This is a genomic window from Micromonospora sp. CA-244673 (assembly GCF_050948395.1).
GTDB lineage: Bacteria > Actinomycetota > Actinomycetes > Mycobacteriales > Micromonosporaceae > Micromonospora.
Genome location: NZ_CP192019.1, coordinates 4,532,401 through 4,546,162, shown reverse-complemented (window position 1 = coordinate 4,546,162; position 13,762 = coordinate 4,532,401). Strand labels below are relative to the sequence as shown.

The 13,762-nt window shown below is 74.5% G+C and carries 14 protein-coding genes; 10 read left to right on the top strand and 4 right to left on the bottom strand.

Annotation, left to right across the window (positions count from 1 at the left end; all coding sequences use genetic code 11):
- Nucleotides 1-95: 95 nt before the first annotated feature.
- The 6 genes from ACQP12_RS21190 (at nucleotide 96) to ACQP12_RS21165 (ending at nucleotide 5,685) form a co-directional block, all read left to right on the top strand.
- A complete protein-coding gene (locus tag ACQP12_RS21190) occupies nucleotides 96-2,888 on the top strand; it encodes an ATP-binding protein (protein ID WP_433281333.1) in 2,793 nt (930 codons plus the stop codon).
- Between the two features lie 94 nt (nucleotides 2,889-2,982).
- On the top strand, nucleotides 2,983-3,444 hold the full coding sequence (locus ACQP12_RS21185) for an SRPBCC family protein (RefSeq protein ID WP_357943586.1): 462 nt from the start codon (nucleotides 2,983-2,985) through the stop codon (nucleotides 3,442-3,444).
- On the top strand, nucleotides 3,441-3,791 hold the full coding sequence (locus ACQP12_RS21180; RefSeq protein ID WP_433281331.1) for an ArsR/SmtB family transcription factor: 351 nt from the start codon (nucleotides 3,441-3,443) through the stop codon (nucleotides 3,789-3,791). The genes ACQP12_RS21185 and ACQP12_RS21180 overlap by 4 nt, the downstream gene beginning before the upstream one ends.
- 24 nt (nucleotides 3,792-3,815) lie before the next feature.
- Entirely contained in the window at nucleotides 3,816-4,259 is a 444-nt protein-coding gene (locus tag ACQP12_RS21175) for an SRPBCC family protein (protein ID WP_357943582.1), read from the top strand.
- Between the two features lie 132 nt (nucleotides 4,260-4,391).
- Nucleotides 4,392-4,982, top strand: a complete 591-nt coding sequence (locus ACQP12_RS21170) for an NADPH-dependent FMN reductase (protein WP_357943580.1) — start codon at nucleotides 4,392-4,394, stop codon at nucleotides 4,980-4,982.
- A 94-nt stretch (nucleotides 4,983-5,076) separates the two neighbouring features.
- A complete protein-coding gene (locus ACQP12_RS21165) occupies nucleotides 5,077-5,685 on the top strand; it encodes a dihydrofolate reductase family protein (protein WP_433281328.1) in 609 nt (202 codons plus the stop codon).
- A gap of 22 nt (nucleotides 5,686-5,707) precedes the next feature.
- Here the strand turns inward: ACQP12_RS21165 and ACQP12_RS21160 are convergent, their stop codons facing one another.
- Entirely contained in the window at nucleotides 5,708-6,169 is a 462-nt protein-coding gene (locus ACQP12_RS21160; protein WP_433281326.1) for a VOC family protein, read from the bottom strand.
- A 101-nt stretch (nucleotides 6,170-6,270) separates the two neighbouring features.
- On the opposite strand from ACQP12_RS21160, the gene ACQP12_RS21155 reads away from it, so the two are divergent.
- Complete coding sequence (locus tag ACQP12_RS21155) at nucleotides 6,271-7,269, top strand: helix-turn-helix transcriptional regulator (protein WP_433281324.1); 999 nt, start codon at nucleotides 6,271-6,273, stop codon at nucleotides 7,267-7,269.
- Between the two features lie 43 nt (nucleotides 7,270-7,312).
- On the opposite strand, the gene ACQP12_RS21150 is transcribed toward ACQP12_RS21155, so the two are convergent.
- Nucleotides 7,313-9,547, bottom strand: coding sequence for a hypothetical protein (locus tag ACQP12_RS21150; protein ID WP_433281323.1), 2,235 nt, complete (start codon nucleotides 9,545-9,547; stop codon nucleotides 7,313-7,315).
- A gap of 214 nt (nucleotides 9,548-9,761) precedes the next feature.
- Here ACQP12_RS21150 and ACQP12_RS21145 point away from each other — a divergent pair, with 214 nt between their 5' ends.
- Nucleotides 9,762-10,379 (top strand): VOC family protein, encoded by a 618-nt coding sequence (locus ACQP12_RS21145; RefSeq protein ID WP_433281321.1) that lies wholly within the window; start codon nucleotides 9,762-9,764, stop codon nucleotides 10,377-10,379.
- A 10-nt stretch (nucleotides 10,380-10,389) separates the two neighbouring features.
- Here ACQP12_RS21145 and ACQP12_RS21140 read toward each other — a convergent pair whose 3' ends face one another.
- Nucleotides 10,390-11,964 (bottom strand): FMN-binding glutamate synthase family protein, encoded by a 1,575-nt coding sequence (locus tag ACQP12_RS21140; RefSeq protein ID WP_433281319.1) that lies wholly within the window; start codon nucleotides 11,962-11,964, stop codon nucleotides 10,390-10,392.
- Between the two features lie 172 nt (nucleotides 11,965-12,136).
- On the opposite strand from ACQP12_RS21140, the gene ACQP12_RS21135 reads away from it, so the two are divergent.
- Entirely contained in the window at nucleotides 12,137-12,307 is a 171-nt protein-coding gene (locus ACQP12_RS21135; protein ID WP_357943566.1) for a hypothetical protein, read from the top strand.
- Nucleotides 12,307-13,269: an N-acetylmuramoyl-L-alanine amidase gene (locus ACQP12_RS21130; RefSeq protein WP_433281316.1), complete on the top strand. Its 963-nt coding sequence runs from the start codon at nucleotides 12,307-12,309 to the stop codon at nucleotides 13,267-13,269. The genes ACQP12_RS21135 and ACQP12_RS21130 overlap by 1 nt, the downstream gene beginning before the upstream one ends.
- 43 nt (nucleotides 13,270-13,312) lie before the next feature.
- On the opposite strand, the gene ACQP12_RS21125 is transcribed toward ACQP12_RS21130, so the two are convergent.
- The gene (locus ACQP12_RS21125) at nucleotides 13,313-13,762 is read right to left on the bottom strand and encodes a VOC family protein (RefSeq protein ID WP_151462675.1); all 450 of its coding nucleotides are present in this window, start codon (nucleotides 13,760-13,762) and stop codon (nucleotides 13,313-13,315) included.

Genomic DNA, 13,762 nt, shown 5'->3' with positions numbered 1-13,762 from the left:
GTTCGAGCCTCGCCCGCCGGTGGCGGGACCGGCATCGGTGCCGACCACGGAAACCACCACGGATCGACGCCACGGGGGTGGGCGAGAATGGGCCCGTGACGGCGACGGGGGAGGTCTCGGCCCGGGAGGCCGAGGTGTTGGCGCTGGTGGGAGAGCACCTCAGCAACGCCGAGATCGGGGCACGGCTGTTCATCTCGGTGCGCACGGTGGAGAGCCACGTCTCCGCGCTGCTGCGCAAGCTGGCGATGCCGGATCGGCGGGCGCTCGCCCAGCGCGCGTCCGAGCTGGGTCGCGCCGGGCGGTCCCACTCGGCGCCGGTCCTGCCGACGCCGCTGACCTCGTTCGTCGGCCGGGCCCGGGAGCGGGCCGAGCTGGCCGAGATCCTCAAGACCCACCGGCAGGTGACCGCGGTGGGCCCCGGCGGCATGGGCAAGACCCGGCTCGCGTTGACGCTGGCCGCCGAGGCGGCCGGCGGGTACGCCGACGGGGTGTGGTTCGTCGACCTGGTCCCGGTCACCGACCCGGGCGCCGCCGTGGTCGCGGCCGCGGTCGCCGGCGCGCTCGGCCTGGGCGAGCAGCCCGGCGCCGCCATCGACGAGTCGGTGGTGGCCGCGCTGGCCGACCGGCACGCCCTGCTGGTGCTCGACAACTGCGAGCAGGTACGGGACGGCGTGGCGCCGTTCGTCGAGCGGCTGCTCGCCACGTGCCCCCGGGTGACGGTGCTGGCGACCAGCCGGGCCCGGCTGATGGTGCCGTTCGAACGCGTGTATCCGGTGCCGCCGCTGTCGCTGGCCGGCGACGGCGAGTCGGACGCCGTCGCGCTGTTCCTGGAGCGGGCGGCCGCGGTGGGCCCGCCGCCGGATCCCGCCCTGCGCGACCACATCGCCGCGGTCTGTGCGCGGCTCGACGGAGTGGCGCTCGCGATCGAGCTGGCCGCCGCCCGCTGGTCCACGCTCGGGCTGGACGGCCTCACCGCCGGCCTGTCCGACCAGCTCCGGATGCTCGCCGGCGGTTCCCGCGCCGACGACCGGCACCGCTCGGTGCGGGCGGCGCTGGACTGGAGCCACGCCCTGCTGGAGCCGGCCGACCGGGCGCTGCTGCGCCGGGTGTCGGTGTTCGTGGCGCCGTTCACCGTTGCGGCGGCGGCGGAGGTCGCCGGGTCCGCGACGGGCGTTGTCGCCGACGGGCTGGCCCGGCTCGCCGAGCAGAGCCTGCTGGTGGTGACCCCCTCGCTCGGCGGCACCGAGTACCGGGCGCTGGAGACCATCCGCCAGTACGGGACGGAGCGGCTCACCGAGGCCGGCGACCTGGACGACGCGCGTACCCGCCACCTGCGCTGGTGCCTGGCCGAGGCCGCCGGCCTGGCGGTCGTCCGCACGGACTGGCGGGCCCGCTTCGACGCGGTGGCGGACGACCTCCGTGCCGCCCTGGCGTGGTCGGCCGACCGCCCCGAGCACCGCGCGGACGCGTACCGGCTCGCCCGGCACCTGGCGGAACTGGCCTTCACCCGCAACCTGGTCGGCGAGTCCCAGCTGCGTTTCGAGCAGGCGGCCGTGCTCGCGGACGACCCGGCCGACGCCGCGTCGATGCTCCGGCAGGCCGCGGCCGTGGCCGGCTGCCGGATGCGCGGCGACGACATGTACCGCTTCCACCGTGCGGCCGCGGACGCCGCCCGCCGGTCGGGGGACACCGCCGGCGCCGCCGCCGACCTGGCGACCGCCGCCACCAACGCCTACCGGTTCTGGAGCAAGTTCGCCCGGCTCACCCCGGAGGCGGAGGCGGTCGCGCTCATCGCCGAGGCGCGCGAGCTGGCCGGCGACGACCGGGCCGCCCGGGCCGCGCTGGCGCTGGCCGAGGCGGGGGTGCTCACCGACGCGTTCGGCGCCGCCCAGGGTCCACCGGAGAACGACGTACCGGAGACGATCGGCCGCGCCGAACGGGCGGTGGAGCTGGCGCACCGCACGGGTGATCCGCTCGCCGAGTCCGCCGCGCTCGACGCGCTCACCGGCGCCCGGAGCTGGGCCGGTGACGCGTTCGGCGCCGCGGCCACGGCGCGGCGCCGGATCACGCTGCTCGCGTCCGCGCCGGACACTCCGGCCGGCACCCACGAGCTGATCGACGCGCTCGGCATGGCCACCGAGGCGGGCCTCGGCGCGGGGGACCTGCCGGGCGCCCGCCGGTGGGGCCGGCAACTCGCGGATCATCCGTTGCTGGCGGAGGTCGGCCACCGTGCCACGAGCTGGCTGCTGGTGGCCGACGCGCTCGCGGGCAACGTCGACGACGTCCTGACCGGCAGCGCCCGGTTCCTCGAGGCGTGGCAGCGGGCCGGCAGCCCCGCCCGGTCGGTGCTCGGCCCGGCGGTCGCCGGTGTGGCGATGATCCACGGCCTGCGCGACGACCACGACGCCCGGCGCGAGTGGGACGCGGTCCTGCGGCGGCTGGGCACCCCACCGGAGCACGTCTACGGCTACGGCGCGGTCTTCGACGCGATGCTCATGCTCCACGACGGGCGGGCGGGGGAGGCGTGGGAGCGGCTGGCGCCCGAGCCCGGCGACGTGTGGAAGTGGGTCACCTGGATCTGGCTCCACTGGTATGTGGCGCTGCGTGCCGAAGCGAGCGTGCTCGCCGGGAACCCCGACGCCGGCGACCGCCTGGCCGAGGCGCGGGCCGTCGTGGCCGGCAACCCGGTCGCCGCCGCCATCGTGGCCCGGGCCGGCGCGTTGTTCGACGGCGACCGGGAACGGCTTCTGGCCACGGCCGCCGCCTTCGACGCGAGCGGTTGCCGCTACCAGGCGGCCCGGACCCTGGTGCTCGCCGGGGGCGAGCACGCCGCTCGCGGGTGCGCCGCGCTCGCTCGCCTCGGCCTCGCACCGATGTCCCCTCGCTGACCCTTCACCGGATTCTTCAAAGAGCAACCGATGGTTGCGTCAGGGCGGCATCCCCGGTAGCGTCATGCGCAACCAAACGTTGCAGGAGGATGTCATGGAGTTCGGGACCATCGAGCGCGAGATCTACGTCGAGGCGTCGCCCGAGATCGTCTTCGAGGTGGTGAGCAGCCCCGATCACCTCCGCCAGTGGTGGCCGGACGACGCCCGGTACGACCCGACGCCCGGGTCGACGGGAGAGATCGTCTTCGGCGACCGCGACGCCGGCGGGACGGTCGTGCCGTTCACCGTCGTCGACGCGCGACCGCCGCGGATGTTCTCGTTCCGGTGGACGCACCCGGCCGGCGAGGCCGCGGCGGAGGGCAACTCGCTGCTGGTCACCTTCGACCTGACCCCGTCGGGCGCCGGGACGCTGCTCCGGATGACCGAGACCGGCTTCCGCGAGATGGGCTGGGAGCTCGCCGTGCTGGAGCAGCAGTACCGGGAGCACGGCACGGGCTGGGACTTCTTCCTGCCGCGGCTGGCGCCGTACGCCGCGACGCTCCAGGTGCGGGCATGAGCACCGGGGTCGTCGAGCAGGTCGACGACGACCTCTGGTCCGCGATCGGGGACCCGACCCGGCGCCGGATGCTCGACCTGCTGCTCGTCGAGGGAGACGGCACCGCGACGACGCTCAGCCAGCAGATGCCGGTCACCCGGCAGGCGGTGGCCAAGCACCTCGGCGTCCTCGACCGGGTCGGCCTGGTCCGGGCGACGCCCGCCGGCCGCGAGAAGCGCTACCGGGTGGACGACGCGCAGCTCGCCCGCGCGGTGGCCCAGCTGTCGTCGGTCGGGTCGGCGTGGGACGCCCGGCTGCGGCGGATCAAGCGGATCGCCGAGGCGATCCAGCACACCCGTACGGACTGACAAAGAGGATCAGGGGGAGTCGAGATGGTGGACATTCTGCACCGGGTCGGGGTCAGGACCCGGACGCCGGACAAGGTGTACGAGGCGCTGACGACCGTCGAGGGCCTCGCCGGCTGGTGGACCGACGACACGAAGGGCAGTGGCGAGGTCGGCGGCGTCCTCGAGTTCCGGTTCCCGCCCGGTGGCTTCGACATGGAGGTCGTCGAGCTGCGGCCCGCCGAGCGTGTGGCGTGGCGGGTGGTGGACGGCCCCGAGGAGTGGATCGGGACCACGGTCGACTGGGACCTCCGCCAGGACGGCGACTACACGATCGTGCTCTTCACGCACCGGGGCTGGAAGGAGCCGGTGGAGTTCATGCACCACTGCAGCACGAAGTGGGGCTCGTACCTGATGAGCCTGAAGTCGCTGGTGGAGACCGGCGAGGGCGCACCGTCCCCGCGGGACGTGCAGATCAGCGACTGGCACTGAGTCGGGGCCACGGCCTCCCCGTGACCGACCGACCCGCGACCGTGCCGTCGGTGCCGCCGTTCGAAACCAGGCCAACCGGGTACACGCCGGCCGCGCCCGCTGTCACCGGGCGGACGGACGGAAGGAACGGCAATGACCAGGATCGGCATCATCATCGGCAGCACGCGTCCCGGGCGTAACGGGGAGACCGTGGCCCGGTGGGTCCACGAGATCGCCGCCCAGCGCGACGACGCCCACTACGAGCTCGTCGACATCAAGGACTTCAACCTGCCCCACCTCGACGAGATGGCACCCCCGTCGCTCGGCCAGTACACCCAGCCGCACACCCTGCGGTGGGCCGAGAGGATCGCCTCGTTCGACGGGTACGTCTTCGTCACGCCGGAGTACAACCACTCCACCTCCGGTGCGTTGAAGAACGCGATCGACTTCCTCTACGCCGAGTGGAACAACAAGGCGGCCGGGTTCGTCAGTTACGGCAGCGTCGGCGGCACCCGGGCGGTGGAGCACCTCCGCCTGGTGGTCGCCGAGCTGCAGATGGCGGATGTGCGGGCCCAGGTCGCGCTCTCCCTCTTCACCGACTTCGAGAACTTCAGCGTGTTCAAGCCCAGCGAGCACCAGGTCGGCGCGGTGAACATGATGCTCGACCAGTTGGTGGCCTGGAGCGGCGCCCTGGCGACCCTGCGGTCCGGCACGACGATGGCCACACCGCAGTCCCGCGCGTAGCGGCCGGGCCGGTGCCCCGGGTCCGACCGATGAGTTCCGGCCGGCGCCGCGGTCTGCCGAGGGACGGACAACGGAGTGGAAGGGGACGCGTCCCATGGGCGAGCTGGTCGTGACGGAGTTCGTGACGCTGGACGGGGTGGCGCAGGCGCCGGGGCAGCCCGACGAGGACCGCGCCGGCGGCTTCGCCCACGGCGGGTGGCAGGCGCCGCTGGTGGACCACGAGACCGGCGAGGCCATGTTCGCGCAGGCCAGGAGCATGGACGCGCTGCTGCTGGGCCGCCGGACGTATGAGATCTTCGCCGGCTACTGGCCGACGGCGCCCGCGGAGATCCCGTTCACCGCGCTGCTCAACCGGGTGCCGAAGTACGTGGCGAGCCGGACGCTGAGCGAGCCGCTCGGCTGGGAGGGTTCGACGCTGCTCGGCGACCTCGCCGCGGAGGTCGCCGAGCTGAAGGACCGCTACGACGCGCTCCACGTGATCGGCAGCCTCGACCTGGTGCAGTCGTTGCTGCGCCTGCGCGTCGTGGACCGGCTGCACCTCTGGCTCTACCCGCTGACGCTCGGCGCCGGCAAGCGGCTGTTCGCCGAGGGCACGATGCCGGCGGCGTTCCGGCTCACCGAGTCGGTCGGCCATCCCAACGGCACGCTGCAACTGACGTACGAGGCCGCGGGACGGCCGACCTACGGCAATCTCGCGGCCTAGGGCGCCGCGCCGAGGGCAGCGGTCAGTCCAGGCAGAACTCGTTGCCCTCGGGGTCGGTCAGCACGATGTGGCCGGCGCTCAGCGGGGGCTCGGGCTCGTGGCGGCGCACCCGCTTCGCGCCCAGCGCGACGAGCCGGTCGCACTCGGCCTCCAGCGCCGCCATCCGGTCCTCTCCCTGCAACCCGGGAGCGGCACGGACGTCGAGGTGGACCCGGTTCTTGGCGACCTTGTCCTCCGGCACCTGCTGGAAGAACACCCGGGGGCCGTGCCCGTCCGGGTCCTCGATGGCCGACCGCGTGTTGCGCTGCTCCTCCGGCACGCCGATCCGGGCCAGGAAGTCGTCCCACGCGGCGAGGGGGTCGGCGCCCTCGGGCAGGTCGACCCCGGGCGGGCCGGGGTGGACGTAGCCCAGCGCGTCGCGCCAGAAGGACGACAGCGCCCGCGGGTCGTGGGCGTCGAAGGTGACCTGGAAGTGGCGGCTCATCGGGTTGCTCCGTTCGTCGCGGTGTTGCCTCTGCGGGTGTCGCCTACTCTGGCACCCCTGGCGGACAGGATCGGTCCGCTATTGGGGACAGGGTGGGGGACATGGGCGTGGCGGGCGGCGACGAGCGGGGCACGACGGAGCGGGTGCTCACCCTGCTCGGGCTGCTCCAGCAGCGGCAGGTCTGGACCGGTCCGGAGCTCGCCGACCGGCTCGGCGTCACGCCGCGCACGATCCGGCGTGACGTCGAGCGGCTGCGCACGCTCGGCTATCCGGTGCATGCCGGCCAGGGTGTGGGCGGCGGCTACCGGCTCGGCCCGGGGCGGGCCCTGCCGCCGCTGCTCCTCGACGACGAGGAGGCGATCGCCACGGCGGTCTCGCTGCTCGCCGGCGCGGGGGGCGCGGTCGCCGGGGCGGCCGACGCCGCGCTCCGGGCCCTGGCCAAGCTCGACCGGGTGCTGCCCACCCGCCTGCGGCACGACGTGCGCGCGCTCGCCGGCTCGGTGGAGTCCTTCGGTGGAGGCCGGCCGCCGGTCGACCCCGAGGCGCTCATGACGCTGGCCAGAGCCTGCCGGGACGAGGTCGAGGCCGGCTTCGACTACCCGTCCGGGAGCGAGGTGCGCCGGCGGCGGGTCGAGCCCTACCGCCTGGTCGCCTCCGACCGGCGCTGGTACCTCCTCGCCTACGACCTGGATCGCGGCGACTGGCGCAGCTTCCGGGTCGACCGGATGACCGACGTGTCCGCACGGACCTGGCGCTTCCGCCCGCGCGCCGCGCCGGACGCGGCGACGCACGTGCAGGAGGGGGTGGCGAGCCGGGCCTACCGGCACCGGGCGCGCTTCCTCGTGCACGCGCCGGCCGACACGGTACGCGCGCAGGTCCCGGCGTCCGCGGCCGTGGTCCGGCCGCGCGACGGCGAGCGCTGCGAGGTGGTCAGTGGCGCCGGCAGCCTCGACTTCGTGCTCATGCACGTGGTGCTGCTGGGCCACGACTTCGAGGTGCTCGACCCGCCGGAACTCCGGGGGCGCTGCCGCGTGCTCGCGGAGCGGCTGCTGGCGGCCGGCGGGACGACCTCCCCGGCGCCCGGCCCGGCGCAGCCCTGAGCCGGCACGCCGGCCCGGCCCGGCCGCGGTCCCGGCGCCCCGGTCAACCGGCCGGCGGGCCGGGGACGGTGGCCCGCAAGCGGTCGGCCAGTTCGCGGACGGCCTCGTTGTGCCGCGGATCCGACGCGCCCGGCAGGTGCCTGACGATCGGGGGCGGGACGGTGTCACTGGGCGGCGCGACCACGTCCCGGGGGTCCCGCAACCGCCGGTCCACCGACTCCGCCGGGCCAGTGGCCGCAGGTGGCCCGTCCGGCCGGTCCGGGGAGAAGATCCACCCCCCGATCGCGTCGGTGTCCCGCCACAGGTTGATCCACCGCCAGCCGACCCGTCGGCCGACCTCGTGCAGCACGTCGGCGTGGACGTAGGCGGGGAACCAGTGGGCGTACAGCCGGGACAGCGGCGACCCGGACGTCAGCAGCGCCACCCGCGCGCAGGCCTCCGGCGGCAGTTGCAGCACCGTCGCGGCGAGCAGGACCGAGCCGTGACTGTGCCCGGCGAGCAGCACGGTGTGCCCCTGCCCGGTCAGGTAGCAGATCCGGCGGCTGAGCTCGGGCACCGCCCGCTCGGCGTAGCAGGGCGGCGCGAACGGGTGCGCCGCCCGGGGCCAGAAGGTGCCGAGGTCCCACAGCACGCCGACGTAGCGGCGGAACTCGGGGGTGCGGTAGGCGAACAGGCCGCCCAGGACCAGCCCCAGGATCGCCGCGGCGATCACGTAGCTGCCCAGGCCGATCCCGAAGTTCACCAGGTCGGCCGGGATGGGCGCCCAGCGGTCGATCACGTCGCCGGGATACCACCGCGCCAGCCCCAGGGTGCTGGTGGCCAGCCCGAGCCCGGCGAGAGCGGCGTAGGTGAGGACCAGCGGGGTCACCCGTTCGGTGAAGCGGGCCTGCGCGATCACCTTCTCGACCTCGCGCAGCCGCTCGGCCGCCTCGGGCGGCGCGTCGGGATAATCGCGGGCCACGATGCCCGCGGCGGCACGCCGGCGGGCGGGCCGGGACGCCAGCGCCACGACGACGCCGGCCACCGCGGCGACCGTCACCGCCAGGAAGAAACCGAAGATCGCCCACTTGTACGCCAGCGGCGGGCTGGTGGCCAGCCGCGCGGAGGTGGGTGCGCTGCGGTCCAGCAGGTCGGCCACCCGGTAGACCAGCTCGGCGGAGTACGCCACCGCCAGCCCGGCGGCGACGGCGTCGATGACCGGGGCGCCGAGCGCACGCAGCCGGGGCCCGCCCGGCACCCGGGGACGCGCCCACAGCACGGCCGCCCCGAGGACGACCAGGAGGACGGTCTGCGTGGCGAAGAGGAGGGTGACGATCTCCCCGTACCGGGGCAGGCCCGTCGCGGCGGCCCAGGGCGCGGGCTCGGCCGCCACGACGACCACGACGGCGCCGGTGAGCAGGCACGCCGCGCTCCGCAGGCGGCGCAGGTTGCGTTCGACACCTGGGGCCGGCGTGGCGCGGTCCAGCAGCGGATGGGCGCAGACCAGCACCACGCAGGTGGTCAGCACCGCCGCGGTGAGCACCAGCAGTGCGGTGTTCACCACAGACGCCCGCCCCCCGGCGGAGCGCGCGGCGAGCAGGACGGCGTCCAGCGTGCCGAAGGCCGCGGCGACGTGGATGGCCCGCAGTCGGGACACCAGCGGCGCGGCGTCCCACTGCCCGACCGCCGTGAGCTGGTGCTCCCCGGATACCGTGGCCGGGCCACGGAACGTCGAGTACGTCCATCCCGGCCGGCTGCTCAGCCGCCAGACCAGCGCCACCGCCGCGATCGGGACCAGGGCGAGCACGGCCAGCCGCAGTCCCGGCGGCCGCTCGCCGAGCCAGGACAGCCAGTTCCGGCCGCTCAGGCACCGCGGGGTGCCCATGCATTTCCAGGCGACGAGGTCCAGCGCCACCCCGGCCACGGCGATCACGTACACCGCGGTGAGCGTCAGCGCGAGCAGCCGGCAGAGCGCCTTCACGGTCGCGCCCAGCAGCCCGGTGCCGGGCGGGTGCATCCAGATCGCCATGTTTCCGAGCATGAACGGCAGCAGGAACACCAGCGACAGCGTGCGGACCGCCTTGCCGGAGGGAAGGTCCCGCCACAGGTACGCCTCCAGCAGCACACCGCCCGGCCCGGTCGTGTCCGGGTAGCCGGCGCGCGGCCGGTAGAAGCCGCCGCTGCGGTCACCGGCCACCTGGCTCACGTTGGGCCGGTCCAGCACCTGCTCCGCGCCGGCGCCCGAGACGCCGTGCACGCGCAACTCCACGACCTCGACCGGCCGTTCGTCCCCGCTCATCGGCGTGTCCGACATCGATCTCCCGTGGCAGTGACCGGCTGCCGGGCGCCGACGCGCCCGTACCCGGAGGGGTGCGGTCTACCCGTTCGGCGCCGGATCAAGGGCGCCGTGGCCGAGCCGGCGGGATGCCGGGAACCGGGCGGCCGGCAGGCGAGCGGGCAGTAACGTGACGGGCGAGAGCCCCTGCCGCCGGACCGAGCCCAGGGAGGCCGCGATGAGCGCGACGGATGCCCGGAGCGACGACGCGAGCGGGAGCATGGACCTGAAGCTCGAGGTGGTCGTCCTCCCGGTGGCGGATGTCGACCGCGCGAAGGAGTTCTACGGGCGTCTCGGCTGGCGGCTCGACCGGACGCCGCCGGGCATCGTCCAGTTCACGCCGCCGGGCTCGGGGTGCTCGATCCAGTTCGGCCCGAGCCTCACCGCCGCCGCGCCGGGGTCGGCGAAGGGGTACCTCGTGGTCTCCGACATCGAGGCCGCCCGCAGCGACCTGATCGCCGCCGGCGTCGACGTGACCGGCATCTTCCACGTGGGCCCCAGCGGCCCGGTCGGCGGCCGGGACCCGGAGCGCCGCAGCTATGTCTCCCGGGCCTCGTTCGCCGACACCGAGGGCAACGAGTGGCTGCTCCAGGAGATCACCACCCGGCTGCCCGGGCGGATGGCGGCGGGCCTGACCTCGTACACCTCGGCCACCGACCTGGCCGGTGCGCTCCGCCGCGCCGCCGCCGCGCACGGCGAGCACGAGAAGCGCATCGGCGCCACGGACGAGAACTGGCCCGACTGGTACGCGGCCTACCTGGTGAGCGAGCAGTCGGGCGCGGAACCGCCCAGCTGACCGCTTTCGCTCAGCCCACGGCGGTCGGCGAGGGCGGCGCGCTGCCGCCCTGCGGCGCCTCGGCGGTCATCAGCCGGATGATCTCGGCCCGGTCGGCGGCGGCCGGCAGACCCCAGCCGGGGCGGTACCCGTACACCTGGTCCAGCGGGGTGGAGGCGGTGCGGCCGTCGAGGACCTCGACGGCGCCGGTGTCGATCAGCCCGGGGTGCTCGACGCCGCACGCCTCGGCGACCTTGACCAGGTCGCGCCGCAGCGTCCGGATGTAGTTGGCGGCCCGCACCGACTTGCGCGCCGGGTCGAGGCCCCGGGCCAGCCACGGGTTCTGGGTCGCGACCCCCGTGGGGCAGGTGTCGGTGTGGCACTTCTGCGCCTGGACGCAGCCGATCGCCAGCATGGCCTCCCGGCCCACGTTCACCATGTCGACGCCGAGCGCGAAGGCCACCACGGCGTTGTCCGGCAGCCCGAGCTTGCCGCCGCCGACGAAGACCACCTGCTCGTGCAGGTCCCGTTCGGCGAAGATCCGGTAGACCCGCGAGAAGCCCTGCTGGAACGGCAGCGACACCGAGTCGGTGAAGATCAGCGGTGCGGCGCCCGTGCCGCCCTCGCCGCCGTCGACGGTCACGAAGTCCACGCCGCGGCCGGTGTCGCGCATGAGCGTGGTCAGCTCCTCCCAGAAGCCCAGGTCGCCCACGGCGGACTTGATGCCGACCGGCAGGCCGGTCTCGGCGGCGAGCAGTTCCACCCAGTCGAGCAGGCTGTCGCAGTCGGAGAACTCGGCGTGGCGGGACGGGCTGACGCAGTCCTGTCCGGGCGTGATGCCGCGGGTGGCGGCGATCTCGGCGGACACCTTCGGGGCCGGCAGCAGGCCGCCGAGGCTCGGCTTCGCGCCCTGGCTGAGCTTGATCTCCAACGCCCGGACCGGTGCGCCCGCCACCAGGTCCCTGAGCCGGGCGAGGTCGAACCGGCCGCGCTCGTCCCGGCAGCCGAAGTACGCGGTGCCGATCTGGAAGACCAGGTCGCCCCCGTTGCGGTGGTACGGCGACAGCCCGCCCTCGCCGGTGTTCTGGAGGCAGCCGGCCAGGGCGGCGCCCCGGTTCAACGCCTCGACGGCGTTGCCGGACAGCGAGCCGAAGCTCATGCCGGAGATGTTGACCACCGACTCCGGGCGGAAGGCGCGGGCCCGGCCCCGGGCGCCGCCGAGCACCTTCGCGCAGGGGAGGGTCACGTCGTGCGCGGCGCCGGGCGAGGAGGGCGGCACCGCCCGCCCGAAGGTGCGGTGCTTGATGATCGGGTAGCCGGGGGTGTACTCGATGTCGTTGTCCGTGCCGAACCCGAAGTAGTTGTTCTCCTGCTTGGCCGACGCGTACACCCAGCGCCGCTGGTCGCGGGTGAACGGCCGCTCCTCGTTGTTGCCGGCCACGATGTACTGGCGCAGCTCGGGCCCGATCGACTCCAGCAGGTAGCGGGCGCGGCCGAGGACGGGGAAGTTGCGCAGCAGCGCGTGGTCGCGTTGCAGCAGGTCGCGCGCGGCGAGGGCCGCGACGGCGGCGACGGCGGCGGGTACGGCTCTACGGGCCCAGCTCATGCCGCCCACTCTTTCCGGGATGGCCGCCGGCCAAACGGCCTCGCGGGGAGCGCCGACCGGCGATGCCAATTTTCTTCAGCGGAACGACAGGCAGTGAAGGGTATCGACATAGACGCTCGTGACGGTATAGCGTCCGCGCCAACGTTCCTCGACCGGTCGCTGAAGGAGTGCCATGCCCACGCCACGAACCGTCTCCCTGCGGCGCCGAGGACTGCTCGGCATCCCCGCCCTGGCGACCGCCGCCCTCGCGGTCGCCGCCCGGCCCGCCGCCGCGAGCGCCGCCCCGGCCCAGCCCGCCGCGCCGAAGCCCGAGTGCCTGGCCGACCTGCTCGGGGACTCCTGATGGCGACCATCCCCTGGCTCGTGGACGTGCTGCGCGGGGCCGGGGTGCAGGTCGTCGTCGAGGGCGACTGGCTCAACCGGATGCGGCCCGGTTCCTTCGACCCCATCGGGGTGCTGTGGCACCACACGGCGTCCACCTCCAGCGCCACCAACCCGCACCCGGCGCTCAACATCTGCATCAACGGCCGGCCCGACCTCGCCGGCCCGCTCTGCCAGGCGCTCGTCGACTACCACGGCGTGTTCCACGTGATCTCGGCCGGACGCTGCAACCACGCCGGCACCAGCGGCGGCAGCGGACCGATCCCGGCCGGTGACGGCAACACCATGCTCATCGGCTGGGAGATCGACTACAACGGGGTCAGCCAGGAGATGACGGCGGCCCAGTACGAGGCCTCCGTCGCCGCCACGGCGGCCGTCCTCACCCGGCTCGGCCGGGACGCCAGCTACGCCCGCGGGCACCGGGAGACCAGCACCACCGGCAAGATCGACCCGTCCTTCATCGATCTGAACGTCATGCGCGCCGACGTCGCCGCCAGGATGGGCGGTACGCCGGCCTGGTCCTCGATCGTGGACAACGCCACCGCCGGGCGCTTCACCGCCAGCGCGAGCTGGGGCGCGTCGTCCTACTCCGGGCAGCGCTACGGCGCGGACTACCGCTACGCGGACCCGGTCGCCGCCAGCGACCCGGCCTGGTACCGGTTCAACGTCCCGGCCGCCGGCAACTACCGCGTGGACGCCTGGTGGCCGGCCAACGCCGGCTACAACGGCGCGACGCCGTACATCATCGCCACCACGACCGGCAACCGGACCGTCTCCGTCGACCAGCGGGCGACCGGCGGCCAGTGGCGCACCCTGGGCACCTTCGCCCTGCCGGCGGGGGACGCCAACCGGGTGGCGGTGAGCCGGTGGAGCACGGCCGGCGGCCTCGTCATCGCCGACGCCGTCCGGCTCACCCGGGTCTGACCACCCACGCCGGACCCCCGGCCGGAAGTGCCCGGCCGGGGGGTCAGCCCGGCACGGGCCGGCCCATCTCCGCCAGGATCCCGGTGCCCTGGCCCAGCTCGATCAGGTATCCGTCGGGGTCGCGCAGGTAGCACCGGATCTCCACGCCGTGGTCCTTCGGTTCGGTCAGGAACTCACCGCCCCGGGAACGCCACAGCTCGTAGACGGCCCGGACGTCGGTGACCCGGATGTTGAGCGCCCCGCTGAGCGTGTCCGACCCGGTCGGCGCCCGCGCCGTCACGGTCGGCTTGTCGTCGGTCGGGCCACCCTCGTCGTTGAGCACGAGATAGCTGTTGTGCAGGCGGAGCACGGCGGGCCGCCGGTCGCGCACCACCGTGGCGCCCAGGACGTCACGGTAGAACTCCCGCGAGCGGTCCACGTCCCGCACGATCAGCAGGTGGGTGACGACCAGGCCGTGTTCGGGCTGGAAGTAGTCCGGTGCCTCATCCGTCAC

Coding starts and splice junctions, on each gene's coding strand:
- ACQP12_RS21160 (WP_433281326.1), bottom strand. CDS start 6,169: ATGAGCCGCCACTTCCAGGTCACCTTCGACGCCCACGACCCGCGGGCG.
- ACQP12_RS21130 (WP_433281316.1), top strand. CDS start 12,307: ATGGCGACCATCCCCTGGCTCGTGGACGTGCTGCGCGGGGCCGGGGTG.
- ACQP12_RS21135 (WP_357943566.1), top strand. CDS start 12,137: ATGCCCACGCCACGAACCGTCTCCCTGCGGCGCCGAGGACTGCTCGGC.
- ACQP12_RS21175 (WP_357943582.1), top strand. CDS start 3,816: ATGGTGGACATTCTGCACCGGGTCGGGGTCAGGACCCGGACGCCGGAC.
- ACQP12_RS21170 (WP_357943580.1), top strand. CDS start 4,392: ATGACCAGGATCGGCATCATCATCGGCAGCACGCGTCCCGGGCGTAAC.
- ACQP12_RS21165 (WP_433281328.1), top strand. CDS start 5,077: ATGGGCGAGCTGGTCGTGACGGAGTTCGTGACGCTGGACGGGGTGGCG.
- ACQP12_RS21180 (WP_433281331.1), top strand. CDS start 3,441: ATGAGCACCGGGGTCGTCGAGCAGGTCGACGACGACCTCTGGTCCGCG.
- ACQP12_RS21140 (WP_433281319.1), bottom strand. CDS start 11,964: ATGAGCTGGGCCCGTAGAGCCGTACCCGCCGCCGTCGCCGCCGTCGCG.
- ACQP12_RS21185 (WP_357943586.1), top strand. CDS start 2,983: ATGGAGTTCGGGACCATCGAGCGCGAGATCTACGTCGAGGCGTCGCCC.
- ACQP12_RS21155 (WP_433281324.1), top strand. CDS start 6,271: ATGGGCGTGGCGGGCGGCGACGAGCGGGGCACGACGGAGCGGGTGCTC.
- ACQP12_RS21150 (WP_433281323.1), bottom strand. CDS start 9,547: ATGAGCGGGGACGAACGGCCGGTCGAGGTCGTGGAGTTGCGCGTGCAC.
- ACQP12_RS21145 (WP_433281321.1), top strand. CDS start 9,762: ATGAGCGCGACGGATGCCCGGAGCGACGACGCGAGCGGGAGCATGGAC.